General features: G+C 63.9%; 25 protein-coding genes. 9 read left to right on the top strand and 16 right to left on the bottom strand.

Annotated features, from left to right (window positions below; translation table 11 throughout):
- Positions 1-37: 37 nt before the first annotated feature.
- The 10 genes from N2605_RS12925 to N2605_RS12880 all read right to left on the bottom strand — a co-directional run bounded on the left by N2605_RS12925 (position 38) and on the right by N2605_RS12880 (position 9,308).
- Positions 38-709 carry an ABC transporter ATP-binding protein gene (locus tag N2605_RS12925; RefSeq protein ID WP_081494620.1) on the bottom strand — a complete coding sequence of 224 codons (672 nt, stop codon included), beginning with the start codon at positions 707-709 and terminating at the stop codon, positions 38-40.
- Positions 706-1,449, bottom strand: coding sequence for an ABC transporter ATP-binding protein (locus tag N2605_RS12920; RefSeq protein ID WP_036013413.1), 744 nt, complete (start codon positions 1,447-1,449; stop codon positions 706-708). Before N2605_RS12920 ends, N2605_RS12925 begins: the two co-directional genes overlap by 4 nt.
- Positions 1,449-2,405 (bottom strand): branched-chain amino acid ABC transporter permease, encoded by a 957-nt coding sequence (locus N2605_RS12915; protein WP_260346846.1) that lies wholly within the window; start codon positions 2,403-2,405, stop codon positions 1,449-1,451. Before N2605_RS12915 ends, N2605_RS12920 begins: the two co-directional genes overlap by 1 nt.
- Complete coding sequence (locus N2605_RS12910) at positions 2,405-3,304, bottom strand: branched-chain amino acid ABC transporter permease (RefSeq protein ID WP_036013410.1); 900 nt, start codon at positions 3,302-3,304, stop codon at positions 2,405-2,407. The genes N2605_RS12915 and N2605_RS12910 overlap by 1 nt, the downstream gene beginning before the upstream one ends.
- 71 nt (positions 3,305-3,375) lie before the next feature.
- Positions 3,376-4,680, bottom strand: a complete 1,305-nt coding sequence (locus N2605_RS12905; protein WP_260346843.1) for an ABC transporter substrate-binding protein — start codon at positions 4,678-4,680, stop codon at positions 3,376-3,378.
- A 350-nt stretch (positions 4,681-5,030) separates the two neighbouring features.
- A complete protein-coding gene (locus tag N2605_RS12900; protein ID WP_260346841.1) occupies positions 5,031-5,738 on the bottom strand; it encodes a hypothetical protein in 708 nt (235 codons plus the stop codon).
- Complete coding sequence (locus N2605_RS12895; protein ID WP_225186659.1) at positions 5,735-6,172, bottom strand: acyl-CoA thioesterase; 438 nt, start codon at positions 6,170-6,172, stop codon at positions 5,735-5,737. The genes N2605_RS12900 and N2605_RS12895 overlap by 4 nt, the downstream gene beginning before the upstream one ends.
- Complete coding sequence (locus N2605_RS12890) at positions 6,172-7,080, bottom strand: fumarylacetoacetate hydrolase family protein (protein ID WP_225186658.1); 909 nt, start codon at positions 7,078-7,080, stop codon at positions 6,172-6,174. The genes N2605_RS12895 and N2605_RS12890 overlap by 1 nt, the downstream gene beginning before the upstream one ends.
- Positions 7,081-7,125: 45 nt before the next feature.
- Positions 7,126-8,232 carry a cupin domain-containing protein gene (locus N2605_RS12885; protein WP_109144189.1) on the bottom strand — a complete coding sequence of 369 codons (1,107 nt, stop codon included), beginning with the start codon at positions 8,230-8,232 and terminating at the stop codon, positions 7,126-7,128.
- A gap of 53 nt (positions 8,233-8,285) precedes the next feature.
- On the bottom strand, positions 8,286-9,308 hold the full coding sequence (locus N2605_RS12880) for a carbon-nitrogen hydrolase family protein (RefSeq protein WP_260346838.1): 1,023 nt from the start codon (positions 9,306-9,308) through the stop codon (positions 8,286-8,288).
- Between the two features lie 127 nt (positions 9,309-9,435).
- On the opposite strand from N2605_RS12880, the gene N2605_RS12875 reads away from it, so the two are divergent.
- The 4 genes from N2605_RS12875 to N2605_RS12860 all read left to right on the top strand — a co-directional run bounded on the left by N2605_RS12875 (position 9,436) and on the right by N2605_RS12860 (position 14,290).
- Complete coding sequence (locus tag N2605_RS12875) at positions 9,436-11,595, top strand: thiamine pyrophosphate-dependent enzyme (RefSeq protein ID WP_225155792.1); 2,160 nt, start codon at positions 9,436-9,438, stop codon at positions 11,593-11,595.
- Positions 11,592-13,157, top strand: a complete 1,566-nt coding sequence (locus N2605_RS12870) for an indolepyruvate oxidoreductase subunit beta family protein (RefSeq protein ID WP_260346836.1) — start codon at positions 11,592-11,594, stop codon at positions 13,155-13,157. The genes N2605_RS12875 and N2605_RS12870 overlap by 4 nt, the downstream gene beginning before the upstream one ends.
- Before the next feature lie 156 nt (positions 13,158-13,313).
- The gene (locus N2605_RS12865; protein ID WP_036023818.1) at positions 13,314-13,808 is read left to right on the top strand and encodes a MarR family winged helix-turn-helix transcriptional regulator; all 495 of its coding nucleotides are present in this window, start codon (positions 13,314-13,316) and stop codon (positions 13,806-13,808) included.
- Positions 13,808-14,290 (top strand): MarR family winged helix-turn-helix transcriptional regulator, encoded by a 483-nt coding sequence (locus tag N2605_RS12860; protein WP_260346834.1) that lies wholly within the window; start codon positions 13,808-13,810, stop codon positions 14,288-14,290. The genes N2605_RS12865 and N2605_RS12860 overlap by 1 nt, the downstream gene beginning before the upstream one ends.
- Positions 14,291-14,300: 10 nt before the next feature.
- On the opposite strand, the gene N2605_RS12855 is transcribed toward N2605_RS12860, so the two are convergent.
- From N2605_RS12855 to N2605_RS12830, 6 genes are all read right to left on the bottom strand, one after another.
- Positions 14,301-15,029 carry an SDR family NAD(P)-dependent oxidoreductase gene (locus N2605_RS12855; RefSeq protein WP_260346832.1) on the bottom strand — a complete coding sequence of 243 codons (729 nt, stop codon included), beginning with the start codon at positions 15,027-15,029 and terminating at the stop codon, positions 14,301-14,303.
- A 33-nt stretch (positions 15,030-15,062) separates the two neighbouring features.
- Positions 15,063-16,679, bottom strand: coding sequence for an ATP-dependent acyl-CoA ligase (locus N2605_RS12850; protein WP_260346830.1), 1,617 nt, complete (start codon positions 16,677-16,679; stop codon positions 15,063-15,065).
- A gap of 7 nt (positions 16,680-16,686) precedes the next feature.
- The gene (locus N2605_RS12845) at positions 16,687-17,163 is read right to left on the bottom strand and encodes an aromatic-ring-hydroxylating dioxygenase subunit beta (protein WP_128262357.1); all 477 of its coding nucleotides are present in this window, start codon (positions 17,161-17,163) and stop codon (positions 16,687-16,689) included.
- Positions 17,160-18,500 carry an aromatic ring-hydroxylating dioxygenase subunit alpha gene (locus N2605_RS12840; RefSeq protein WP_260346829.1) on the bottom strand — a complete coding sequence of 447 codons (1,341 nt, stop codon included), beginning with the start codon at positions 18,498-18,500 and terminating at the stop codon, positions 17,160-17,162. Before N2605_RS12840 ends, N2605_RS12845 begins: the two co-directional genes overlap by 4 nt.
- Positions 18,501-18,517: 17 nt before the next feature.
- Positions 18,518-19,468: a PDR/VanB family oxidoreductase gene (locus N2605_RS12835; RefSeq protein ID WP_260346827.1), complete on the bottom strand. Its 951-nt coding sequence runs from the start codon at positions 19,466-19,468 to the stop codon at positions 18,518-18,520.
- Positions 19,469-19,897: 429 nt separating this feature from the next.
- Positions 19,898-20,842, bottom strand: a complete 945-nt coding sequence (locus N2605_RS12830) for a LysR family transcriptional regulator (RefSeq protein WP_260346826.1) — start codon at positions 20,840-20,842, stop codon at positions 19,898-19,900.
- Positions 20,843-21,071: 229 nt separating this feature from the next.
- On the opposite strand from N2605_RS12830, the gene N2605_RS12825 reads away from it, so the two are divergent.
- The 5 genes from N2605_RS12825 (at position 21,072) to N2605_RS12805 (ending at position 26,712) form a co-directional block, all read left to right on the top strand.
- Positions 21,072-22,007 carry an MBL fold metallo-hydrolase gene (locus N2605_RS12825; protein ID WP_260346825.1) on the top strand — a complete coding sequence of 312 codons (936 nt, stop codon included), beginning with the start codon at positions 21,072-21,074 and terminating at the stop codon, positions 22,005-22,007.
- A gap of 13 nt (positions 22,008-22,020) precedes the next feature.
- Entirely contained in the window at positions 22,021-23,016 is a 996-nt protein-coding gene (locus tag N2605_RS12820) for an alpha/beta hydrolase (RefSeq protein ID WP_260346823.1), read from the top strand.
- 196 nt (positions 23,017-23,212) lie between these two features.
- A complete protein-coding gene (locus N2605_RS12815; protein WP_036013367.1) occupies positions 23,213-24,463 on the top strand; it encodes an ABC transporter substrate-binding protein in 1,251 nt (416 codons plus the stop codon).
- A 124-nt stretch (positions 24,464-24,587) separates the two neighbouring features.
- Positions 24,588-25,415, top strand: coding sequence for a helix-turn-helix domain-containing protein (locus N2605_RS12810; protein ID WP_036013364.1), 828 nt, complete (start codon positions 24,588-24,590; stop codon positions 25,413-25,415).
- Between the two features lie 286 nt (positions 25,416-25,701).
- On the top strand, positions 25,702-26,712 hold the full coding sequence (locus N2605_RS12805) for a branched-chain amino acid ABC transporter permease (RefSeq protein ID WP_225112745.1): 1,011 nt from the start codon (positions 25,702-25,704) through the stop codon (positions 26,710-26,712).
- Position 26,713: the final 1 nt, after the last annotated feature.

The raw sequence follows: 26,713 nt of genomic DNA, 5'->3' as shown, positions 1-26,713 counted from the left end.
TCTCTTCGGGCAATAACTCCGTGGCGGCCGCACGGCGCTACGCAAGGACCCGGCTTTCGATTTCGCCGCGCTCGATCGTCAGCGTCACGTCGGCGAAGGTCTCGAGCAGCTTCGGGTTCGACTCCGTGATCAGCAGGGTAATGTCCCGGTCCTGCGAACGAAGCCGACGCAGCGCCTCGGCGTACCTCTGCGCCAGCACAGGGGCGAGGCCCTGGAACGGCTCGTCCAGAATGACGAGGCGGGTGCCTAGCATCAGGGCGCGCCCGAGAGCGACCATCTTGCCTTGGCCCCCCGAGACGGAGCCCGCCGGGCGATCCGCCAGTTCCTTGAGTTCCGGCAGGACGGAGTAGGTCCGCTCCAGCCGTCGGCGCGCCTCGTCGGCGCCAAGTTTCGCCACGCGAGCAGGCAAAAGAATGTTTTCTTCCACCGTAAAGGCCGAAAAGAGACGACGGTCCTCGGGGGCGTAGCCGATGCCCAGGAAGGGCCGTCGGTGCGGAGGAACATGCCCCAGGTCCTGACCGCCCAGGCGCACGGTACCGCTCGCCTTCGTGAAGCCCATGATGGTCCGTACCGTCGTGGTTTTGCCGGCGCCGTTTCGCCCGATGAGCGCGGCGGTCGCGCCCGGCGGCAGCGAGAAACTGACGCTGCGCAGCACCGGCGCATCGGCGATCGCGACGTTGACGTTCTCGAAGTCCAGCATCGCCGTCATATGCCGATCACCTGTTCGCGGACCTTGGGATCGGCCAGAACCTCCGCGGGCGTGCCGACCTTTTGGATCTTCCCGACGTTCCACACCGCGACTCGGTGGGCATAGCGCTCCACCATGTCCATGTCGTGCTCGACGAAGACCGAGGTCACCTTCTCCTTGGCGAGCGCGGACGTCAGGATGTCCATGATCTCCAGCTTCTCTGCGGAGGCGACGCCCGAGGTGGGCTCGTCCATCAGCAGCAGTCTGGGCTTCAGCGCGAGCGCCAGAGCGATGTCGACCAGCTTGCGTTGTCCCTCGGGAAGCTCCCTCGCTTTGCGAGATGCGTACAGCTTGACGCCGACGAGATCCAGGAGGCGCTCCATTTCAGACAGCTCAGGCAGGGCGGAAAGAGCCCTAAAGCCGGAAGGGCTTCCCAGCCGCGAGGCTGCGGCGATCAGCATGTTCTCCATCACGGTCTGATCGAGAAAAAGCTGCGGTATCTGAAAGGCCCGCGCGATGCCGAGCTTGGTGATCGTGCGCGGGAGCTGCGCCGTGATTTCCTGGCCTAGGAAGGTGATGCTTCCGGCCTGCGGCCGCAGATAACCCGTCGAGATGTTGAGGAAGGTGGTCTTTCCGGCGCCGTTCGGTCCGATGATCGCGAGGTTCTCGCCTTGGAGCACGTCCAGATCGATACCGTCGGCGGCGACGACGCCACCGAACCGGATTTTGATGCCCTTCGCGGAAAGGAGGACGTTGGTCATCAATGTCCTCCCTGCTTCGCCTGGCCGTAGCGCTGCCTGAGACCTATCAGTCCGTTAGGCGCATAGAGAATGATGACGATCAAGACCACGCCGAGGATCAGTTGCCAGGTGTCGGCCAGGTGGGCCGCCGCATAGAAGCGCACGCACTCGAACATCGCCGCGCCGGCGAACGCTCCGAAGGCGTGGGCGCTGCCGCCGAGGATCGCGATAAAGACGAACTCGCCCGACTTCGTCCAGAACCCGAACTCGGGCGTGGCGATCTGCTGGATGATCGCCACCAGCGAGCCGCCGATGCCGCCGAGAAAAGCCGAGATCACGTAGCCTATCAGAAGCACGCGCCGTGCGGACGTCCCGAGATACTCGAGCCGGGTCTCGTTCGATTTGATGGCACGCAGCATGTGTCCGAGCGGGCTATCGAGATAGCGTTGCACGCCGTAGAAGGCGACGACCGCGATCAAGAGGCTCACGTAAAGAATGACGTACTGGAAGGTTTCGGGCGTAAACGACAGCCCGAACAGGGCCGGACGAGGGACCCGGATGCCGTCGGCGCCGTTGGTGTAATGAAACATCTTCTCCAGCAGCGACCACAGCACCATCGAAAACGCCAGATTCAGCATTCCGAAAAAGATTTCCCGGTAGCGCACGACGAAGAGCCCGACGAGGAGGCCGAAGACGGCGGAGGTTATGCCGCCCAGCGCGATAAAGAGCACGATGTCGCCGCCACCGACGTACTTGCCCCAGAACGCCGCGGTATATGCCCCGGTAGCGAAGAACATTGCATGTCCGAACGACACCTGCCCCGCCTGCAGCAGAAGAATGATACCGAGGACGACGATGCCCTTCGCGAGGATCAACGCGAACAAGGTTGCCCAGCTCGCTACAAAAAGGGGCGCGACGGCGCTGGCCAGAAAGAAGATGGTCGCGATCGCGGTGACCGGCTGGATGCGACCGCTCATCATATTTTCCTTACCTGCACGGCGCCGAACAGGCCGAACGGACGCACCAGAAGCACCAGCACCATCAGCAGATAGGGAACGAGAACTTCGAATTCCGGCTGGAGATAGATTACGAAGGCACGGGTCAGGCCGATCATCAGCGCGGTGAGCGCGGTGCCCTCGATCTGGCCGAGACCCGCGGTCGCAGCGACGGCAAAGGAAAGCACGATCATATCGGCGCCCATACCGGGGACCAGCGAGGTGGTCGGCGAGGCCAGCGCTCCTCCCAACGCGGCCAGACTCGCGCCGATGACGAAGGTGACGAAATATACGCGTTTTGCGTCAATCCCGATGGCCGTCGAAGCTTCGCGATCCTCCGTGACCGCAAGGATCACCGCTCCCGACAGCGTCCTGCGCAGGAAGTAGCGGAGTCCGAACAGCGTCGCCAAGGCGACGCCGGGCAGCAGAATGACCTGGTACGACGTGTAGCTGACGCCGAACACGGCGATGTTGGGAAGTAGTCTCAATGGCTCCGCGGCGAAGATGGGCTGCACGCCCCAGATCAGACGCTGCAGGTTGTCCATGATCATGAAGGCGGCGAAAGTGATCAGAAGCTGGAGGACATCCTCCTGTCCGGAGAGCGGTCGCAGCAGAAACCGTTCGATGAAACCGCCGCACACGACGCCGATCACGATGGAAGCGGCCAGCAGCGCGGGATAGGTGAGCCAAGGCGAGATCGGCGCGATTGCAAGGCTGAACGTCGCAGCCAGGTAGGCGCCGAACGCGTACAGCGAACCGTGCGCGACGTTGACCACGCGCAACACGCCGAAAATCAGGCTGAGCCCGACCGAGACCAAAAACACCAGTGCGGCGTAGCTGATCCCATCGAGGATCGCCAAGATAGCGAGTGTCGAGTTCATGATGGCCTTCGGAAAAGGTCCGTCCTCCGGGACGAGGCACGGAGGACGGGGATCAAAAATCGAGCGTGCCGTTATTGAGCTTTGAAGGTCGGCACGTCCATCTTGACGAAGTCCGGCTTGAGCGTCTTGAGCCACTCAACCGACCGTACGCCCGCCGGGTTGGTGATCATCTTCGGATCGAAGATCATCATGTTGTCGAGCAGCTTGAAGTCGTACCCCGGAACGGACTTGGTGACGCCGACCAGCTGAGCTTCGAGACCCTGGTTGTCCTCGGGCCGCAGCGTAATCGGACGGCCGAAGCCGGTGGCGAACTCGATGCCCGCCGTCGCGTCGACGACCTGTTCGCGCGTGGGCCAGTTGCCGCCGTTGGACTTGATCGCCTTGTCGTAGGCGGTCTGCAGGGCCTTGAACGCCTGCGCCATGTGATAGACCGGGTAGATCGGCCAGGCACCGGTCTTCGCCTTGAAGGCTTCATTGAACGCCTTGAAGGCCGCGTCGTTCTTCTTCTCGGGATGCAGGAACCAGTGGTCTCCGCGTGCGCCGACGATCAGTCCTTCAGGCAGGTCTTTGCCCAACCGCTGGATCGATGATTCGCCGATCCCGAGCACGAAGGTCGACTGCTGCAACAGGCCGCGCTGACCGGCCTGGCGGACCAGCGTGTCGAGATCTCCACCCCAGGACGTGGTCAGGACCACATCCGGCCGCAGCGCCAACAGACGGGAAACCTCAGTGGAATAGTCCGGTGCGCCGAACTTCGGGAAGAGCTCCGCGACGACTTGCACGTCCGGCTTCATCGCCTTGAGCGCGGTCGAAAAGATCTCCCAGCTCTCCCGACCCCATGCATAATCCTGATTGACCACCGCGATCGTCTTAAAGTCGGGCTTGGTCTTGAGCAGGTAAAGGAGCACGGCCAGCATTTCCGGCGTGCCGTTCGCCTGAGTCCGGAAATTGTAGCGGTACTTCTTGGTTTCGAGGATGGAGGCCGCACCGCAGTCCCACATGAAATTCATGACTTTGAGGTCTTCGGCGACGGGCACCAACTGGGTGCAGCTGCCCGACGAGATCGAAGCAAACGTGGCATCGACCTTTTCGTCCTGCACCACGCGTCGGTAGTTCGAGACGAGCGCTTCGCCTCCCGCGCCTTCGTCGATGAAGGAGAGCTTGACCGGCACGCCGCCGATGCCGCCCTTCTTGTTGAGGTCCTCCGCGATCATCTCCGCCGCGGCCTTCGCCGGCACACCAAAGACTGACGCAGGGCCCGACAGGAACGTCGTGATGCCGATTTTGAGCTCCGACGGCTTGCTCTGCGCAAGCGAGGGGCCCGTAAAGGCCGCAACTACAAGCCCGGCCGCAACCGCAGCCTTGAGAAACTGCATCGAAAGTCCTCCCTGTTTTATTGTTGCGCCCGGCTTCAGCCGCCGTGCGCTTCTTCTTGCAACAACGCTACTATAATTGTCGCGTGTTGCCAGCCCTCTTCTGTCATTCGCGAGCCGACGAACCCGGTTCGACGCCGTCGCCCATTTTGTCGGCTGCGCATCGATTGGAACGGACAAGGGCCCCAAATGGTCGATGCCTCCAATTCCAGCGTGCGAAAAAACAAACACCGACCGCGCTTTGCGCTTTGGGCCCATCGCGACATACTGCGCCGCCGCACGAACTCGGTCGCTATAGGAGTAAAGCAGACGTTGCTTTTGGCCGCATCACGCCCGGGTTACGGGTACGCGGCCTAGGACCTCGCCCCCACCACTCTGGTCAGCATCGGAAAATGCTTGTTGCCGCCTGCGAATGGCGGGAATTTCACGAAGTCGGCACGCATGTGCTTGATCACGTCGGAGCCGAGTGCGTGCGCGAGGGCTTGCGGGCTGTCGAACACCAGCTTGTTGCGTTGCATGTGCTCGACGCGCCGCGACGGCAGCCGGTCGACCCAGTCGATGCGGGTGTAGATCTCGATCTGGCGGACGTTCGGGAAGGTCCGCATGATCGAGGGGTGGTGCTCCAGATAATGCAGGTTCCAAGCGTTCATATCCTCGGCCGGGCCGGGATAGTGCACGAGGTAACTGCACGGGGTGGTCGTTCCCGCCGGATGCTCTGCGACATCGACCGGAAACGGGCGCGTCAGCATCACCTGGTGTGCGACATCGAGTCCGGTGAGGCCGGATAGCCCGGCCCCTGTTGCGAGGCTGGCGAGGACGCCGCCGCGGTCCATTGCCGCCTCGCAGGCGAACAGGTCGGGAAACCGGAGTTGAAGCGCAAAGGCGGGGCCGGTGCCGTCGGCCTTGTAAGGATGGTCGACCGACTGTTCCAGCGGCGTGAACAGCAGGGCCTCGGTCATGCCTGGGATCGATCCGACGCGCTCCGCCACAGCGGCAACCTCATCGGGACGGAGTCGCCGTTCGCCCGTGGAATCGGAGAATGTCATGAACAGCGAGATCATGCGGGCGTTGCCTCGGTCCCCTCGCCCACACTCACATGCGCCATCAGAGCGAGGCGAATGTCATCGGGCCATGGGATCGCATGATGATCGACCAGCGAGGTCGCAGCAAGGATCTGGCGCGCGCGCCAGCGCGGGCCATTCGCGCCGGAGATGACATGCTCGAGATGAAGAGATGACCCACCGACCCTGATGATGCGCAGCTTGAATGTCAGGAGATCGCCGAACATCGACGGCCGGGAGAAATCGCAGTTCAGGTGCACCGTGGGCGTTCCGATCTTTCGGACCGCGATCAGCTCCGGCCATGGAAAACCGATTCCAGCCCAGAACTCTTCGACGACGCCGTTGAGAATGTTCAAATAGGACGGGAAGTACGCGATCCCCGAGGGATCGCAGTCTCCGAACCTGAGCACGCGATCGAACGAAAAATTCGTCATCAGATCGCAACAACGGGGTGGCGGATGACACCGACGCCGTCGACGCCGGCCTCGACCACGTCGCCCGGCCAAAGCCATTCCTGCGGGCTCATGCCGGCGCCGACGCCTTCAGGCGTACCGGTGGCGATGATGTCGCCCGGCTCGAGCGTCATGCCCGACGAAATGTCCGCTATCAGCACCGGAATGTCGAAGATCATGTATTTGGTGTTGGAGTCCTGCTTCATGACCCCGTTCTTGGTCAGCCACAGCCGCAGATCGTGTGGATCAGGAATCTCGTCCGCGGTCACGATGCACGGGCCGAACGGCGCATAAGTGTCCATGCCCTTCGAGAAAATCCACTGTCCGGCGCGGCGATTGTCGCGCGCGGAAATGTCGATCATCACCGAATAGCCGAAGACGTGGTCCATCGCCTTGTCGGCCGCGATGCGCGTTGCGGTCTTGCCGATGATGACGGCGAGCTCGACTTCCCAGTCGAGCTGCTGCGTCATCTTCGCATTGTGCTGGATCGCCGCGCCCGGGCCGATCACGGAGGTCGGCGGCTTGGAGAAGACGACCGGCTGCTTCGGCAGGTCCTTGTCCGTATCCAGGCTTTTGGCGGATTCCGCCACATGCGCCCGATAGTTCAGCCCGATGCCGAATATGTTTTTCCGCGGCCGCGGGATCGGCGCCTGCAGCTTTACATCCTCGACCGCAACCGCCGAGCCAGCCGGGAAGCGGCCATCGGCGTCCGCCAGTGCATCCCTGAGCGCAGGCAGCAGGGTCACGCTGTTGTCGATGAACGACAGCATATCACCCGGCCATGTCACGCCGCTGGACGCACCAAGGTGCTCGACATCGACGACCAGTCCATTGACGAGGGCTCCAAGACGGGCACCGCTGGAGCCCAAGGTGTAGGTGACGAGACGCATGAAGGCTTCTATCCGGCTGTTCTGGTTGAATTCTGCAAGGGCCTATCAGGCGGCAACCGACTGGTAACCGCCATTGTCGCCATAGGCCTCTTCCCGATAGAGCCCGAGGCCCTCGATGACGGGCAGGTCGTTGAAGCAGAACAGGCAGGCATCCTCGCTCGCTGAGGCATTGCCATGCTCGTGCCAGGCCCAGGACGGAACGCAGAAGATGTCGCGCTCCTCCCATTCGAGCCGCTTGCCGCCGATGATCGAATAGCCACGCCCCTTGGCGACCTGGTAGATGAAGCTGCCGGTGTGCCGGTGCGACTTGGTCTTCTCGCCGGGGCGCAGCAGCTGCATGCTCGCACCGATCGTCTGCATCACGTGCCCGCCGGTGACCGGGTTGACGTAGTTCATGAGGATGCCGTCATAGGGTGAGCCATCGGTCGCGGCCGCATATTTCTGCAAGGACTCGTAGGTCGGCTCCCACTCATATTTGAACATCGGCGAATAGCCCTTCGACCAGCGCGAGTCCGCCGGCCGAAGACCGGGATTGCCCCAGGTCCGGGTCATGTCGTCCACGGGATAGCCGGACGGCTCCTGCTGGATGTTCGGATGCACGACGAAGAAATTGGCTTCCAGCGCGTTGACGAGCGGGATGTCCAGGCCATCCTGCCAGATGCAGACCGAGCCGTTGCCTTCGACGCCATGCTCGTGCCAGGTGCCGTTCGGCGTCAGCACGAAATCCCGCGCGCCCAGCGTCATCTTGTGACCGTCGACGATGGTGTAGGCGCCCGCGCCCTCCATGATGAAGCGCAGCGCCGAGGCCGAGTGGGCATGGGCCGTGGCGACCTCGCCGGGATGCATCACCTGCAATCCGGAATAGAGCCAGCCGACCGCGGCCGACACGTCGCGCCGCCCGGGATTGTTGAGATAGATCACGCGCCGCCCGGCTTTCTCGGGCGAGACCAGCTCGACCGAGCGCAGCACGTGCTCGCGCAGATCCTTGTAGCGCCAGAGCACGGGAACCGAGGCCGATTGCGGCGCCCACGGCTCGATCTTGTTGGCGACGGTCCAGAGCGCTCCGGCTTCGTACCTTTCGAGATCCTTGTAATAGGCCTCGAGCTCGGGGGTGTCCTCGACATTGGCCCGGCCGATCACGTTCTCGCGCATCCTATCCTCCAAGTCCTGTCTTATGATCCCGCACCCTCAAGCGAACCGGCCCGTCATTCCCATCGACCTGGAATCGACGAGAAGCCCGCCTGCTCTTGGCCGGCGACGGCTTCCGCCTCTGTCAGACCGAGCGGCGTCTGCGGACGACGGTTGACCCGCAGATCGAAAATGTCGAACCGGTTATAGTGCCCGACGATGTCGTGCATCTGCTTCGGCTGGATGCAGCGATCGAGGTCGATGTCGGCATAGACGATGCCTTCGTCGTCGATCAAGGGATCGCCGACCACGCGCCCGTCCGGACCGATGATACCGGAGAATGCGCTCGACTTCCGTTGCAAACGCGCGCGTGCGTCGGGAACGACGGTCTCCATCGCCGCGATGATTTCCTCCGACACGGTCGAGCAAGAGACGATCGTGAAGATCTTGCCTTCGAAGGAGTGGGCAATCGCGCGCAATTTGATCGCCTCCGCCATGTCATAGTCGGGGGGCGCGACGGGAAGCGAGATATAGCTGGCGACGTGCACGAGCTCGCCCTGCCCGAGCAGCGCAAAGCGCGCGAGCGTGTTGGTGTTCTCGCCGCAGGCCAGGCCTCCGAGACGCCCGATCTCGGTATCATAGACGCGCAGGCTCGACCCGTCACCGCCGGTCCAGGTCAGCTTCTCTGCCCAGGTCGGCACCAGCTTGCGATGCTTGCCGAGCAACGCGCCATCGGGCCCGATGAAAACCAGCGTATTGTAGATCGCGCCGAGCGAGACCGGGCTGCGCTCGTTCACGCCGAGCACGACGTGGCATCCCGTATCGCGCGCGGCCTTGCAGACGATTTCGACCTCCGGCCCCGGCACCAGCACCGACGCCTTGGCGAGCTTCTCGAACCATGCACTGCCGGTGACGGGATCGGTGATCCAGTTCCAATAAGGATAGCCGGGAACGAACACTTCGGGGAACGCGACGAGCTTCGCCCCGTTGGCTGCGGCCTCACGGACCAGTGAAGCCGCCTTCTCCGCGGTCGCGCTTGCGTTGAGATAGACTGGTGAAGCCTGGACGGCGGCAGCTTTAAAGCGAGGCAGCTTCAGCATCGGCCCTACCCTGTCGCTGGCTCATGACCGCCTTGTCGGAGAGAGCATCCGCAAGCGTGATAGCATGGCGCGGCGTTGACTTACTTCACATGTAAACGTATGCTATCGCATATTTCTGGAGGGTGCAATGGCTGAACGGTCTTTTGCTCGCGAGGTCGAGGATCTCAGGCTCGGCGATGGCGACACGTTCCGCGGCGAAGGCATCCTCGCCATCACCAAGGCGCTGCTGCAATCGGGGGTCGCCTATGTCGGCGGCTATCAGGGCTCGCCGATCTCGCACCTGATGGACGTGCTGGCCGACGCCAAGGACGTGCTCGACGATCTCGGCGTCGTATTCCAGAGCTCGGCGAACGAAGCCGCCGCCGCGGCGATGCTGTCGGCATCGGTGATGTATCCCCTGCGCGGCGCGGTGGCGTGGAAGTCGACCGTCGGGACCAACGTCGCCTCCGACGCCCTTGCCAACCTCGCCTCGGGCGGTGTCACCGGCGGCACCATGATCATCGTCGGCGAGGACTATGGCGAAGGCTCCTCCATCATGCAGGAGCGTACCCACGCCTTCGCGATGAAGTCGCAGATGTGGCTGCTCGATCCCCGCCCCGAGCATGAATGCATCGTCAATCTGATCGAGAAAGGCTTCGAGCTCTCCGAGTTCTCCAACACGCCGGTCATGCTGGAGGTGCGCGTGCGCGCCTGCCACATGCACGGCAGCTTCGCCTGCAAGGACAATGTCAGGCCGGCGCACACCATCAAGGACGCGCTCAACAATCCCAAGCGTGACGTCAACCGCATCGTGCTGCCACCGGCGGCCTATGAGCACGAGCAGGAGAAGATCAAGACGCGGATGCCCGCGGCTATCGGATTCATTCGGGACAACAAGCTGAATGAGTGGATGGGGCCGAAGCAGGGCAAGGTCGGCATCATCATGCAGGGCGGCATGTACAACAACGTCATCCGCGCGCTGCAATATCTCGGGCTGTCGGATGCCTATGGCAACACGCAGATCCCGCTCTACATCATGAACGTCACCTACCCCGTGATCGATACCGAGGTTGCGGAATTCTGCATCGATAAGGAGGCCGTTCTCATCGTCGAGGAAGGCCAGCCGGAATATCTGGAGCAGGCGATCAATACGGTCTTGCGCCGCAAGGACATCCAGGCGCGCGTCCACGGCAAGGACGTGCTGCCGATGGGCGGCGACTACACCGCTCAGGTGCTGCTCGGCGGCGTCAGGGAATTCCTGGAGAAGACCGAGCCGCGGCTGCTGGGCAACCGGCCGCCGGCGCCGGACGCAGCGCCCGTGCTCAATCACCCCGCGGTCGAGAAGCTCAAGCAGGTGGTGCCGGCGCGCCCGCCCGGGCTTTGCACCGGCTGCCCGGAACGGCCGATCTTCGCCGCCATGAAGCTGGTCGAGGAAGAGCTCGGCCAGCACCACGTCTCCGCGGACATCGGCTGCCATCTGTTCTCGATCCTGCCGCCGTTCAACATCGGCGCGACCACGATGGGCTTCGGCCTCGGCCCGGCCTCGACCTCCGCCTTCAACGTCAAGGCGGACAAGCGGTCGATCGCGGTGATGGGCGACGGCGGCTTCTGGCACAATGGACTGACCAGCGGCATCGGCAATGCCGTGTTCAACAAGCATGACGGCGTGTTCGTCATCGTCGACAATTACTATACCTCGGCGACCGGCGGTCAGGACATCCTGTCCTCGCGCGCGGTCAACAAGCGCCGCAAGACCAACAATTCGATCGTGCAGGCGGTGAAGGGCATCGGCGGCCAATGGGTGCGCCAGCTCGACCGCACTTACGACGTCGGCAAGATGCGCGACACGCTGAAGGAAGCGCTGACGACGAAAGAGGAAGGCCCGAAGGTCATCGTCGCATCCTCCGAATGCATGCTGAACAAGCAGCGGCGCGTGAAGCCGCAGATCAACAAGGCGATCAAGGACGGGACGCGCATCGTCAAGGAGCGCTTTGGCGTCGACGAAGACGTCTGCACCGGCGACCATGCCTGCATCCGCCTCTCCGGCTGCCCGTCACTGTCGGTGAAGCAGCTCGACGACCCCTTGCGCGACGATCCGGTCGCGGCGATCGACAATTCCTGCGTCGGCTGCGGCAATTGCGGCGAGGTCTCCGAGGCCGCCGTGCTCTGCCCCTCGTTCTATCGAGCCGACGTCATCCACAATCCGACTCGCTGGGACATGTTCAAATCCAGGGTCGCCATGAGCGTGATCGGCTGGCTGCAGCGTCGGCGCGACCGCCGGCGGCCGGCGCTCGAGGCACTGGCATGAGGGACGAGACGGTCCGGGTGGCCCTCCCCGCCGCAGGCGAAGCGACGGAGCGGCCGATCTCGATCGCGATTGTCGCGATGGGCGGCCAGGGCGGCGGCGTCCTGACCGACTGGATCGTTCAGCTCGCCGAGAACCATGGCTGGGTCGCGCAGTCCACCTCCGTGCCCGGCGTCGCCCAGCGCACCGGCGCCACCATCTACTATATCGAGGCGATGCCGCCGCTCGACGGCCGCAAGCCGATCCTGTCGCTGATGCCCACCCCCGGCGACGTCGACGTGGTGATGGCGGCCGAATTCATGGAGGCCGGGCGATCGATCCTGCGCGGCCTCGTGACGCCGGATCGCACCACGCTGATCGCGTCCAACCACCGGTCGTTTGCGATCGGCGAGAAGATCGCGCCCGGCAACGGCATCGCCGACGGCGGTGCCGTGACCGGCGCCATCGGCATTGCGGCGAAGACCGAGATCATCTTCGATCTGAACGCGCTGGCGATCGCGCATGGCAGCGTCATTTCGGCCGCGATGTTCGGCGCGCTCGCAGGCGCGGGCGTGCTGCCGTTCAGCCGCGACAGCTATCTCGACGTCATCCGCACCGGCGGCAAAGGCGCCAAGGCCAGCGTCGAGACGTTCGAGGCCGCCTTCGAGCGGGTCAAGACCGGCCCGACAGAAGTTGCGGCCCCCGCGCCAACCAAACCGGCCGACGATACCCCCTCTTCCGCGACGCCCGATCCGCAGCTCGGCGAGCTTGTCGCAAGATTGAATGGGGAGCTGCCCCAGCCTGCACTCGGCATGGCTCGTGCAGGCTTGCGGAAGGTCGTCGACTTCCAGGACATCGCCTATGGCGGCGAATATCTCGACATCCTCAAGAGGTTGCACGCAGCCGACCGAAACGCCGGCGGTGGAGCACGTGCCTATGCCTTCACGGAAGCCGCGGCAAAGTACCTCGCCAACGCCATGACCTATGACGACGTCATCCGCGTCGCCGACCTCAAGACGCGCACCGGCCGCCGCGCGCGCATCGAGAGCGAGCTCGAGATGTCGAACGGACAGGTGCTCCAGACCACCGAGTTCATGCATCCCCGCATGGAGGAAGTGATGGGCATGCTGCCGGCAGGCTTCGGCCGCTGGCTCGGCGCGCGTCCGCGCCTGCTCGGCTGGCTCGATCGCCGCGTCAACCGGGGACGCCGGGTGCGAACCTACTCGCTGCCCTGGTTCCTGGCCCTCTATGTCGTCGGCGGAATGCGCGGCCTGCGCCGCCGCTCGCTGCGTCACGCCATCGAGACCGCGCACCGGGATTCATGGCTCAAGGCCGCGACCGAGGCGGTCGGCACCAATTACCAGCTCGGTGTCGAGATCCTGCAATGCCGACGCCTCGTCAAAGGCTATTCAGACACCCACAGCCGGGGGCTGTCGAAATTCGACAGGACGCTCGCGGCGATCAAGCTGGTGGAGCGCCGCGAGGATGCCGCCGACTGGGCGCGCCGCCTGCGCGAGGCCGCGCTGAAGGACAGCGCCGGAACGGCGCTCGACGGCGTGATCCGGACCATAAAGACTTTCGCATGATTCCACGGGCGCCGGACGCAGGATTGGATTGCCGTTCGCTCCGCAGGAGGTCAGGATCAGACCGCTTGACTACGATTCTCAGGTTGTTAATCGGAGCGAACGACCCGCGGTAATTCCCTTCACTCGACGAGACATTCTGTACTCGATGGTCATGCGATGCCGGCAGCACTCAAGGAGAACGTTGTTCCCGTCCCTGGGCAGATCGAAACCCGGCTCTGGCTCCAATTGCTGTCGCTGCATGGTGAGCTGTTCGCCTCGCTCAATTCGATGCTGAGTTCGGAGTTCGGCCTGTCGCTGGCAAAATTCGACGTGCTGGCCCAGCTCGATCGTTACCAGGAGGGCCTCGCGCTCGGGCAATTGTCGCAAAATCTGAAGGTGACCGGCGGCAATGTCTCGGGGCTGGTGCAACGTCTTCTCGCCGACGACCTCATCAGCAGGGAGATGTCGAGCGAGGACCGGCGGTCCTTCATCGTGCGCCTGACGCCGAAAGGCGAAGCGCTGTTCCGGCAGGCGGCCGAAATCCACAAGAAGCATCTCGCCAGACGGCTCGAGAACGTCCCGGCCCGGGAGCTGGACACCGCGCTGTCCGTGCTGAAATCGCTTTCCTCGAAACTTCATACCGAGAGCAAGAAGCAAAGTCGCAAGAGATAATGGCCAGAGAATCCAAGAGCAGATGGAAGTCGGGTCCGCCGAGGACGAGGGAGCAGCTGCAAACCTATATCCCGTACCTGTTCAACCGGCTCGCCAACCGCTGGAACCTGGATCAGAACCGTGATTTGAGCGAGCACGGCATCAACAATGTCGTGTTCCGGACGCTGTCGGTGCTGTTCATCTACAGGACGCTCACGGTCAACGAGGTCGCCGTTCTCGCGGTGACCGAGCAGTCGACGGCGAGCCGCATGGTGGAGTCCATGGTGTCGTCGGGCCTCGTCAAGCGCGAGATCGCCGAGGAGGACCAGCGCCGCCGCGTCGTCGCCCTGACGCCGGAGGGCGAAGCGCTGCTGCGCAAGATCTGGCCGATCATGGCGAACAATTACGACAGGCTGGTCGCGGGCATCGAGCCCGACGACATCGAGGTCTGCGCGCGCGTGCTGGCCAAGATGGTCGAGAATATCCGCCAGAACCAGATCTAGAACGCGCGCGTCAAGGCCCGAGGCCGACGAGGCTGGTACCGCCGCAGACATAGAGCACCTGGCCGGTGACGAAATCGGAGTGCTCGTCGAGGAAGAACGAGATTGCGTGCGCGACGTCCTCGCGCGAGCCGAGCCGCCCGACCGGAACGTTGCGCGCCATCCGCTCCTGCTGCTCGGAGCCGTTCGGGATGATGCCCCAGAAATTATCGGTCAGGATCGGCCCCGGGGCGACGACATTCACGGTGATGCCGCTCGCGGCAAGCTCCAGCGCCCAGGTCCTTGCCATGCCGTGCACGCCGGCCTTGGTGGCCGAATAGGCCGAGCGCGTCACTGCCCCCATCGCGGCGCGCGAAGAGACGAACACGATGCGCCCGAAGCGGCGCGCACGCATCCCTTCCAGCGCCGCCTGGGTCAGGAGCATCGGCGCGCCCAGATGCAACTGCGCCAGCATCAATATGTCTTCCGGCCTGGCGTCGGGCAGCAGGTTCGGCAGGATGATTCCGGCATTGTGGACCAGGCTGTCGACGGCGTGATCCCGGCAGATCTCCTGCGCGATCGCACGCGTCTGTTCGATATTGGTGAGGTCGGCGCGATAGGCCGCGAGCAGATCATGTGTCCAGCCGGGCTGCTCCAGCCCGACCGAGACCACGCGCTGCCCGCGCGCGACGAGCTTCTTCGCCAGGGCCTCGCCGATCCCCGAATTGCCGCCGGTGATGAGGGTGGTGCGGATCTCGCTCATGATCAGACCTTCTTTGATCAGACCCTTCTTTGATCAGACTTGCCGCTTCTTGAGGTCGCGCAGGTCGAAGAACGCGCCCTCGCCCATCAGCTTCCCGACAAAATCCTTCAACCCGCCGCGCTGGATCTTCTCGGTCGCGGTCAGTGGCAGGCTGTCGGCGAAGCAGATCCAGCCCGGCGCCTTGTAATAGGCCATCTGCTCAAGGCTCCAGCGCACGATCTCTTCGGCGAGCGCGCGGTCCGCGCCGGCCTTCTCAGCGATGATGACCGCCGCAACCTCGTCGCCGCGCACCTGATCCGGCGTCGCCGCAACCGCGGCCTGCCGGATCGCGGGATGGCGGTTGAGAACGGATTCGACCTCGACCGCGGCGATGTTCTCGCCGGAGCGACGGATCACGTTCTTCTTGCGATCGACGAAGTGCAGGTCGCCGTCCGCATCGCACGACACGATATCGCCGGTGTGCAACCAGCCGCCGGCCCACGCCTCGGTGGTGGCAGCCTCGTTCTTGAGATATTCGCGGAAGAAGCCGTAGCGCGGATCGGCGCCGGCGCGCCGCACCAACAGCTCGCCGGGCACATCGAGGGGGGCATCATTGCCGCCGTCATCGACGATCCGAACCTCGATCTCGGGGGCCGGGCGGCCAAAACAGCTGGTGCCGACCTTGCGCGGCTCGACATTGGCGGCGATGACGCCGCCGCTGCCGGTCTCGGTCATGGCCCAGGCCTCCAGCAGCGGAAAGCCGAAGCGCTGCTCGAACGTCGCATGCAACAGCTTGTCGACGCCGGCGCCGAAGCCGAAGCGTACGCTGTGCGCGCGGTCCAGCTCCGATGGCGGCGCGCTCATCAGCATCGAGGGCATCACGCCGAGATAATGCAGGCAGGTGGCACGGCTGTCGCGCACCGAGGCCCACCAGCTGCGCGGGTGGAAGCGATCGAGCATGGTCAGGCAGCCGCCGACCGACAGCATCGCCATCAGAGACACCGCCATCGCGTTCATGTGGAACAGCGGCAGCGGCGTGATCATCCGCTCGCCGTTTGGCTTGAGGTCGATCAGCCCGCCGACGTCGCGATACCAGTTTCCGCAATGCAGGAAATAGGTGTTGGTGAGCACGCAGCCCTTGGGCTGGCCCGTCGTCCCCGACGTATAGAGCAGCGCGCATTCGCTCCCCTCGCTAGCTGAGGTCGAGGACCGCGCACCGCCGAAGGGAGCGGGAACGTCGTCCTGATCGTCCACGACAGGGATTGGCCTGCCGGCCTGACGCGCGGCCAGCTCCACCTCCTCGCGCCGTTCGGTGAGGACGAACGCAGCATTCATCTCGGAATGCCCGATGATGTATTCGAGCTCGCTGAGACGGAGGTCCGGATTGATCGGCACCACCGAGACGCCGAGCGCATTGAGCGCGAACCACAGCTCGATGAAGACGGGCCTGTTCTGGAGCAGCAGCCCGACCCGGTGGCCTTCGCCGTAGCCGCGGCTCGCAAACGCTACGCGACGGCGCTCGACCCGGTCGAGCATCGCGCGGTAGGAAATCTCGCCCGCCGCAATGCCGTAGAAGCCTGCGGTCTCCGGCAGCACGTTGAGGAAACCCGCCTCGCCGCGGCGGAGCGCGGTCTCTTGAAAACGGGCATGGACAGTAGTCGCAGCGGACAAGGCAGTCTCACATGAAAAGCTGGATGTTGCCGAACGGCGCATCGAAATTGACGAGATCGACGCGCTTGAGCTTGATCTTCAGGGCATCGCCGACTTGCACGAGCTCGTGCGAGGCCCATCCCGAATAGCGCTCCAGCATATCGCCGCGCGTCTCGGTGTAGATGTAGGAGGTCCGGGCCTTGAACATTCCGGCAGCAGGATCGCACGCGACGATCCGCGGTGCTTGGAGCAGATGATGGCAACGGCTCTTCGGCTTCTGGCTGAAGGTGCGCTCGCCGGCGAGCCGCTCGACCCGCACCTTCAGGAGCAGCAGATCCTCGTACATCAGGGACGGCTGCAGCACCGGATCCTGCTGCTGCCATTCCAGCGGCATCCAATAACGCCCTTCGGGGTGAAACAGATCGAGCCAGGCCTGCCACTCCATGGTGTCGAGCAGCTCCGCCTCGCGATAGATGAAGTCCGTGATGGTCTTCTCGCCAATCATTCCGCAGCCTCGATGCGCTTGTCCATGTCCATGGTGATGAATTTCGCCCAGGCGTGAAACTGGTTGCGCATCTGCCGCTCGGACGTGCCGTTGATCACCGCCGTGACGTCCTGCTCTTCATGGCCGTCGTAGAGCCGTCGCAGATTAACCCATCGATTGCCGTTGGACTTCAGTCCTTCCTGCGCCCGCTCGTACATTTCGAGGTCGTCGTGGCCGACGATCGAGGTCGGCGCGTTGATGAAGCGGTTGTACATCAATGCGCGCTCGTAGAGCTTGTCGGGCGCGCCGACCAGGCGATAGACCCAGCTCTCGACCAGCGTCTTGTCGACCGCGATCGGGATGAAATTGCGCAGGATCTGGACAGCGCCCTTCACCATGATGTTCGGGAAGTAGACGGTGTTGTGCCTGACCTCGCCAAGGATCTCATGCGCGCGCTGCTCGCCGTAGGCTGCGACCATCTGGTCGAGGTAGCCCGGGATGTCCGAATAGTTCGAATGGATGGAGTTGGCGACGCCGGTGTGGCCGTGGCCGTTCGGCCAGATCCGGATGCCGCTCTGCTCGTAGAACTCGTACGGGCTCATGAAGGGACCGTAGAGCTGTACCGCCATCGGTGTTTCCGTGGAATCGCCCTGCTCGCGCTTCCAGACCTTGACCGCGGTGCCGGCCGAGCTCTCATGCGCCACCATCGGATGGCAGGTGTCGGTCTGGTTCTCGACCAGCATCTTCCAATTGCACGTGTGCATGTAACGGATCGGCGTCGCCTGGACTGCGAGCTTCCCCTCCGGCGAGCGGTCGACCATGTTGTCGATGGTCGAAAGACTTTCGCCGAAATAATCCTCGAAGGAGACGCCTGAAACGCTCAGGCGAGCGAAGATGAAATCACGATAAATGACGACGTTCCTGACCTTCGACAAGCCCTCATTCGCCTGGGTGTCGCCGAAGCCGGTGCCCTCGTAGCCCTTCTTCAGCGGGATCGCGAGCAGGGAGCCGTCGGTCTTGAAAGACCATGCGTGATAGGGGCAGCGGAAGAACTTTCCGGTGTTGCCGCAGGGTTCGGACGCGATCTTCACGCCTTTGTGCGGGCAGCGATTGTAGAACACATGGATGGAGCCGTCGGTATGGCGGCTGGCCATGACCGGCTGCCGGCCGATATTGGCGGTGATGAAATCGCCGGGTTTTGCAAGTTGACTGGCATGGCCGACATAGACCCAGCTGTTGGGAAACAGATGCTCCATCTCGAGCTCGAAGATCTCGGGGTCGACATAGACGTCGCGATGCACCTCGGCCTCGCGCACCAGCGCCGCAATCGCGTGGGCATTCCCGCCGTATCTTTTCATGGCGTCCCTCGTCTCCCCTAGAGATCCAGCACCAGTCGTTCCGACTTCGCGCGTGACACGCAGATCTGCATGACCTTGTTGGACGCCCTCTCCTCGTCGCTGAGGATGACGTCGCGATGATCGGGGAGTCCCGCGATCACGCCGCACTGGCAGATGCCGCAATCGCCGCGCCGGCAGTCGTAGAGCACGTCGAAACCAGCCGCCTCCAGCGCCTCGATGATGGTCTGCCCGGCAGCAACGCCGACAACCTGCCCGGTCGACTTGATCTCGACCTCGAACGGCTGGTCAGGCGATGACGGCTGCTCGGACTTGAAGAGCTCGTAATGAACGCGATCGGTTGACACGCCGGCGGCGGCCGCAGCGGCCTTCACCGCCTCGATCATGCCCGAAGGGCCACAGACATAGACGTGGGCGTTTGCTGCGGCATCGCCGAGCGCCGCGGCAATGTCGAGGCGGGATTCATCGCTGTCGTAGTGGACGGACAGCCCTCCGGCGCAGATCTCCTGCAATTGCGGCAGGAACGCCAGCAATCCTTGCGTGCGCCCGGCATAGTGCAGGCGATATGAGCTTCCCCGCGCCGCCAGTTCCGCCGCCATCGACAGAACGGGCGTGATGCCGATGCCGCCGGCGAACAGCAGCGCCGGCGCTGCTCCCTCGTGCAGTCGGAAATTGTTGACCGGCGCGCTCGCCTTCACGACGTCGCCGACCTTGAGCGCGTGCATGAACTGCGAGCCGCCGCTCGAAGCCTCCTCGCGCAGGACACCAAGCGCCAGCGCATCTTCAGGAAGTCCCGGCAACGCCATCAGCGAGTACGGCCGGTCTCCGCCATTCGGGAGCGCGACGCGGAGATGCGCACCTGCCTGCCATTGCGGCACGACGCCGTCCTCCACACCAAACACAAGGCTCCGTATGAACGGCGTCTCCGCGACATACGACCTGACCTTGAGCTTGAGCGGATGCACGTCCATTCAGGCATCTCACGGATTATATGAATTTGCATATTTTTAGACATGTAATAATTCGCTGTCAATCGTCAGCGTGGGGGGTAGGTCTGGATGTGCAATCAATGGATTGCCAGCTGGCTTCTCGGGCGATCGCCCGCTGGCAACGTCAGTGGCCAGCCTGGGGGCTCGCTACCGGTCTTTGCCGCCGGTCGCCAGGCCCGGCGCATCATGCGCTCTCCTGCGCTCCGCATCGAGCAAGGATACAAGGGGCGAAAGCCGGCGGTAATGGCGATCCGGTGATACTTCGAGGCACCTGCCCATCTCGGCACGCAGCTCAGGAAGGCGGCAGGCGGCATACCGGACGCGACGAATGCAAGCTGGCCGACTTCATTCCGAAATCAGAACTTACAGCCTGAGCAGCGCCCGCTCGTCCCCACGTGAGGGCAACCGCGATCAAGCGGCAGCCGCCTGGTATAGGCACTCGCGAAGCCAGGCGTGGCCTTTGTCCTCCTGATTGCGCGGATGCCACAACGCGACGATGCGAGCGGGCGGCAGATCGAGCGGCGGTGGCGTGAGATCGAGCTCGTGGGCGAAGCGGATCAGGAAGCGCCGCGGAAGGGTGCAGATGCAGTCGCTGTGCGCAAGGATGACCGGCGCCAGCGCATAGGTCTGAATCGAGACGGCGACGCGCCGGGAGCGGCCGAGCACCGCCAGCGCGTCGTCGACCAGGCCCGAGAAACCGCCGCCATCGGCGGAGATCAGCAGATGGTCGAGCGCGCAAAAGCTGTCGAGATCGAGCGGACCGATGCCGCGGGGATGACCCTTGCGCTGTGCGGACAGGAAGCCGTCTTCGAACAGCGGCCGCTGCATCAGCTCGCCATGTGTGCGGTCGGCGCCCGTCACCAGGATGTCGATCTCCCCCCTTTCGAGCTGATCCACGACATCGCGCGCGGGGTGAACGAGGGCGAGCCGCGCCCGCTCGGCCATCGCGGTCAAGCGCGCGACCAGGCCGGGCGCCAGCGTCACGGCCGGATTCTCGTGGATGGCAACGACGAAGGTACGCTGGCTCTTGGCGGGGTCGAACTCAGCCGGCCCCTCCACCATGCGACGAAGCTTGCCGAGCACGTCCGCAAGCGCCGTCTGCAGCTCCACCGCCCTCGTCGTCGGCACGACGCCGCGCCCGCTCGCCGCGGGCACGAACAGCGGATCGGCAAAGATCTGCCGCAGCCGGTTCAGCCGCGCCGAGAGCGCAGGCTGCCCGATATTGAGCCGGGAGGCCGCGCGCGTCACGTTCCGCTCGCGCAGGAGAGCCTCCAGAGCCAGCAACAGACCGAGGTCGATCTCGGCGAGATCGTTATCATCGGCCGGCCGACCCCGGCCGTGTTCCGCATCCTGCATCGGTGGCACCTCCGTCTGGGGCATGTCGCGACCGCGACGAGCCGCGATACGAGGGTTAGGGCCAAAACGCCGGCGTGAAAAGCTGGGCCAGCGTCCTTTCCGATATCGACAATGTCGATGGGACCTATCGAGCCCGCGACTCTCCCCAAGGCCTGGCGCGCTTCGTACCTCACCGTCACCGCGGCCCGGGCAACCAGCCCTACGCCGCGGTCCAGTGGAGGACATCTTGATGATTCACGCGGCCAAGACCTATCAGGTCGGCGAAGCATCCATCACGCGGATCGACGAGTTGCGGCTTGCCGCATTCAAGTTCGACGCGCTCTATCCGGGAGGCGAGCCGCGGGCGCTGGAGCGCCATCGCGACAGCCTGGAGGCGGGCTCGTTCGATGCTGCGACCGGTACCTTCATCCAAAGCATTCACAGCTGGGTGGTCAGGACACCGCACCACACGATCCTGATCGACACGGCCACCGGCAACGAAAAGAACCGGCCGGAGATTCCGCCGCTTCACCGGCTCAACGAACCGTTCCTGGCGCGGCTGGCCGCAGCGGGCGTCACGCCGGAGCAGGTCGACTACGTGCTGCTCACCCACGTGCATGCCGATCACGTCGGCTGGAACACCCGTCTCGTCGACGGACGCTGGGTCCCGACCTTCCCGAATGCGACCTACGTCTTCTCCGCGATCGAGCAGGCCTATGGCGAGAGCCTCGCGACGGGCACAGAGCCGACCGGAACGGCCCGCCCGGCCCCGTCCCTCGGCCCCGCGCTGCGCAAGCCGGCCGACCATGTCTATGACGACAGCGTCCGGCCGGTGATCGAGGCCGGACTTGCCAGACTCATCGCAGTGGACGGGAGCGAGGCCATCGAGGGCATCTCGTTCGTCCCGACGCCCGGCCACAGCGTCGATCACGCCTCCATCCGCCTCGTCTCGCGTGGAGAGGAGGCGCTGTTCGCCGGAGACGTGATGCACCACCCGCTCCAGGTCTATGAGCCTTCACTCAATTCCTGCTTCTGCGAATTCCCGGAAGCCGCGTTGCGCTCGCGCGCCTTCGTGCTGGAGGACGCCGCCGAGCGGGGCTCAACCATCTTCACCACCCATTTCGCACAGTCATCGGTCGGCCGCGTCAGCCGCACCGGAGGACGCTTCACCTGGCAATTCGTCTGAACGGAGAACGATCATGAACCAGCACGCCAGCGCGCGCGTCGGCAGGCCCAAGATCGTAGTCGAGGATCTCATGATCCCGAGCGACACGGCCGGAATTTCGCTTCACCTGCGGAACAAGCGCCCCGCGGCGCTCGAGACCTTCTCCGCCGAGCGAACCATCCTGATGATGCACGGCGCGACCTATTCATCGGGAAGCCTTTTCGATACGCCGCTCGGTGGCCTCTCGTTCATGGATCATCTCGCCGGCCATGGCTACGACGTCTTCGCGCTCGACGTGCGCGGCTATGGCCAATCGACCCGCCCGTCCGAGATGGACGCGCCGCCGGAGCAGTCCGAACCGCTCGTGCGCACCGAGGCCGGCGTGCGCGACCTCGCCAGCGCCGTCGCGCACATCCTGAAGCAGCGCAGGATCGCTCGCCTCAATCTGGTTGCAATGTCCTGGGGCGGCTCGGTGGCCGGCGCTTACACCGCAGGCAACAACGACAAGGTCGTCAAGCTCGCGCTGGTCGCGCCGCTTTGGGTGCTGCAGGGCCCAGCTCCGATCGATGCTGGCGGGCGCCTCGGCGGCTATCGCAACGTTCCGGTGCTGGACTTCAGGGAGCGCTGGCTTTCGGCTGCGCCGGAAGCGGCACGATCGAGCTTGATTCCGGCGGGCGGCTTCGAGCGCTGGGCCAATATCTCGCTCGCCACCGACCCGCTAGGCAGCGCGCAAGCGCCTGCCATCATGCGTGCAGTCAACGGCCCGATCCTGGACATCCGCGAATACTGGGCCGCGGGCAAGAGGCTCTATGACGCCGCTGACATTCGCGTGCCCGTGCTCCTGGTCCACGCGGAATGGGACCAGGACGTTCCTATCGACTCGGCGCAGAACTTCTTCCTTTCGTTGAAGCATGCGCCATACCGGCGATGGGTCGAGATTGGCGAAGGCACGCACATGGTTCTGCTGGAGAAAAACCGTCTGCAGGCGTTCGATGCGATCAACCAGTTTCTCGGCGAAGATTACAGCTAGCGCGGCGTCCTGCTGCACCGCGAAAATCACTCGCGCCGCAACATTCAAAAATGAGACTGCCAGTCAAGCCGAACGAGGCCGCGATGGGTGCAGCGCATCCGACTTCGGTTAGCTTTCCTCCAAAGCCGCGGGCTTCGAGAGCCACGGGCACCATACGGTTCGTCGCGGCAACAAGCGATGACACAGGGAGGAGCACATGTCGAAATGCAGCATCGGACTGCTCGCGTTGAGCAGCCTGTTTCTTTCGGGCGCGGCGATCGCCCAGGAAAAGATCAAGGTGGGCGTGACCGCAACGCTCGAGGGCACCTACACGGTGCTCGGCGAGGACGGCATGCGCGGCCACCAGACCGCGCTCAACGTGCTCGGCAAGAAGGTCGGCGACAAGGAACTCGAATTCATCGTCGCTTCGACCGATGCAACGCCGGACTCCGCCGTGCGCGCCGTGCGCAAGCTGATCGAGCAGGACAAGGTGCAGATCCTGCTGTCGCCGCTCTCCGGCGACGAAGGCATCGCGGTCAAGAATTTTGCCAAGAGCCATCCCGGGCTGACGTTCATCAATGCCGCATCCGGTGCGCAGGAAACGACCTATGTCGACCCGGCACCGAACTTCTTCCGCTACAACATGGACGGCGCGCAGTGGCAGATCGGCCTCGGCAAATACGCCTATGAAGAGAAAAAGTATCGCAAGATCGCGACCGTCGGCGAGGACTATTCCTTCATCTATACCCAGGTGTTCGGGCTGGTGCTCGAGTTCTGCGGCATGGGCGGACAGGTCACCAACCGGCAATGGGTGCCGCTGGGAACGAAGGACTTCGCCTCCGTCATCGCTGCCCTGCCCGACGACGTCGATGCCATCTATCTCGGGCTTGGCGGCGCCGACGCCGTCAACTTCCTCAACCAGTATCAGCAGGCCGGCGGCAAGGCGCATCTGATGGGCGGTTCCATCATGATCGACCAGACGATCCTGTCGTCGAAGGGCAACGCCAAGAACGCGCTGATCGGAACCATCGCGGCGAGCGGACAGGCCGACACCTGGGAGGATCCGGGCTGGCAGAAATTCGTGAAGGCCTATCAAGACGCCTTCCCGCCCAACAAGCGCTTCCCGAGCCCGTCGCTGCTCGCCACCAACTACTATAATTCAACCATGGCGCTGATCCTCGCACTGCGTCAGGTCAACGGCGATCTCTCCAACAACCAGGCCAAGTACAAGGAAGCACTGGCAAAGATCGAGCTCGACGCACCGAACGGCAAGATCAAGCTCGACTCCAACCGCCAGGCGATCGGCACCAACTTCGTCACCGAAGTCGTCGACGACGGCAAGGGCGCGCTGTTCAGCAAGGTCGTGAAGGTGATCCCGAACGTGAACCAGACGCTCGGCTACGACCCGGCCGTGTTCTCCAAGATCGGGCTGCCGAGCCGCACCGTGCCGGAATGTAAGAAGTACTGACGCATCACGTCAGGCAGACGCAACCGGGGAGCGACTCGCTGACGCGGTCGCTCTCCGCTCTTGCAATCTCGGCGGTGTTGTTGAAGGCTGGCCGAAAAGACAAGAACATTCGGGAGGGGAAGGCATGAGCCGTGCGCTCGCCGTCTTCCATGGCCGCTTCGGCCGGGCGACGGTTTATCAGTTGAACCGGCCTTTCAATATCCACGCCCATCGCGAAGGTCATCTGATCTTCCATGTCGGCGGCATGTCGGCATGCATCGATGTCTCCGACGGGCATTACGATCTCACCGAGACGTCGGTCGTCGCCGTCAATCCCTGGGAACCGCACAACTTCCTGCCGACCGATCTTGAGGGCGGCGCCATCTTCTTCGTGCTCTACGTCAACGCCGAATGGTTTGCGCCGGATGCCTCCGGCTCCGACCGGTTGCGCTTCGGCCGCACCCAGTTCAAGCGCACGCCAGCACTCGACAAGCACATCAGGCGGACCGCCGCGCTCGTGTGCGGCGCACCATCGCTCTCCAGTCTCGATTCCGAGCTGAGGCGGCTGATCGACATCTGCTACGACGAAAGCTGGCAGCAGGCCGAGATCGCGCGCGATCCGCGCGCAGGCGGCGCCGTCACCGACTTTCGCGTCCGCAAGTGCATCAAGATGATGTCGGAGAGCCCCGGCGCTGAAATCGAGCTCGACACCATCGCGCGCGAATCCGGCCTGTCGCGACCGCATTTCTACCGGCTGTTCCGCGTGCAGACCGGCGTCACGCCGAACCTCTATCTCAACACGCTGATCATGGAACAGGCGCTCGAAGCGCTGGTGGCGAGCGAGACACCGATCGCCGACATCGGCTTCGATCTCGGCTTCTCCTCACAGAGCGGTTTCACGCGCTTTTTTGCCGCCAATGTCGGGATGGCCCCGACCGATTATCGTCGCGCCGCCAAGGTTTTGCGCGCCTGAGCGCAGGCCACGAAAAGATACTCACGATCAAATGTCGCCCTCGCCGCTTGGCTAGGATGCCGGCAACGCGATCCCGGAAAAGAGGATCGCGCGTGACGGGAGGAAGTTCGCTCATGGCAGGGCCAGCAGCCGGCAACGGCTTGCATGCCCCCTCGCCCCGCTTGCGGGGAGAGGGTCTGGGTGAGGAGGAGTCTCCGCAAGTGCGGCGGCAGTTTGGCTTGCGGAGAGTCCCCCTCACCCGGCGCTACGCGTCGACCTCTCCCCGCAAGCGGGGCGAGGTGAAGCCATGAGCCGCTTCGTCGAACGCCATCCGGCTTGGGCGCTGATTACGATCATCGCGATTGCGGTCGCGCTCTGGCTGATCTTCGCAGTCTGGCCGCCGGGGCTGGAAGAGGCGATCGGCCGCAAGCGCGTCTTCCTCAACGCGGTGTTCAACGGCATCACGCTCGGGGGCCTCTATTTTCTGGTCGCCAGCGGCTTCACGCTGATCTTCGGCCTGATGCGCAACGTCAACCTCGCGCACGGTTCGCTCTATCTGTTCGGCGGCTATATCGGTTATGCCATCAGCACATCGTCCGGCTCGTGGATCCTCGGCTTCATCGTCGCCTTTGTCCTGACCGCCTTTGTCGGCGTGCTGCTGCAGGTGATCGTGTTCCGCCGGATGGAGGGCCAGGATCTCAGGCAAACAATGGTGACGATCGGGCTCTCGATCGTGTTTGCCGATCTCATGCTGTGGGCCTGCGGCGGCGACTTCTACCAGATCCAGACCCCGAAATGGCTGATCGGTCCCATCGAGCTGCCGCTGGTGACTGCGATCAAATCCTCGGGCGATCCGGTCTACCTCAGATATCCACTCGTCAGGCTCGTGATCTTCGTGGCCTCCGTGGTCATCGGCGTCGCGATGTGGCTCGCGCTCAACCGCACCCGGATCGGCATGATCATCCGCGCCGGCGTCGACGACCGCGATATTCTCGCCGCGACCGGCGTGCGCATCCAGCTCGTCTTCGTCGGGGTGTTCGCCTTCGGCGCGGGGCTTGCCGGCATCGCTGGCGTCGTCGGCGGCACCTTCCAGTCATTGTCGCCCGGCGAAGACATCCGTTTCCTGCTGGCGTCCCTCGTCGTCGTGATCGTGGGCGGCATGGGCTCGATCCCGGGCGCTGCGCTCGGCGCGCTGATCATCGGCCTCGCCGAGCAGCTCGGCTCGGTCTACATCCCGACCTACGCCATCGTCGTGACCTTCCTGATCATGGTGCTGGTGCTGGCTATCCGGCCGCAAGGCCTGTTGGCGAGGCGCTGAG

The sequence above is a fragment of the Bradyrhizobium yuanmingense genome, assembly GCF_025200905.1.
In the GTDB taxonomy this organism is placed as follows: Bacteria; Pseudomonadota; Alphaproteobacteria; order Rhizobiales; family Xanthobacteraceae; genus Bradyrhizobium; species Bradyrhizobium yuanmingense.
This window is presented reverse-complemented; position numbering and strand designations above follow the sequence as displayed.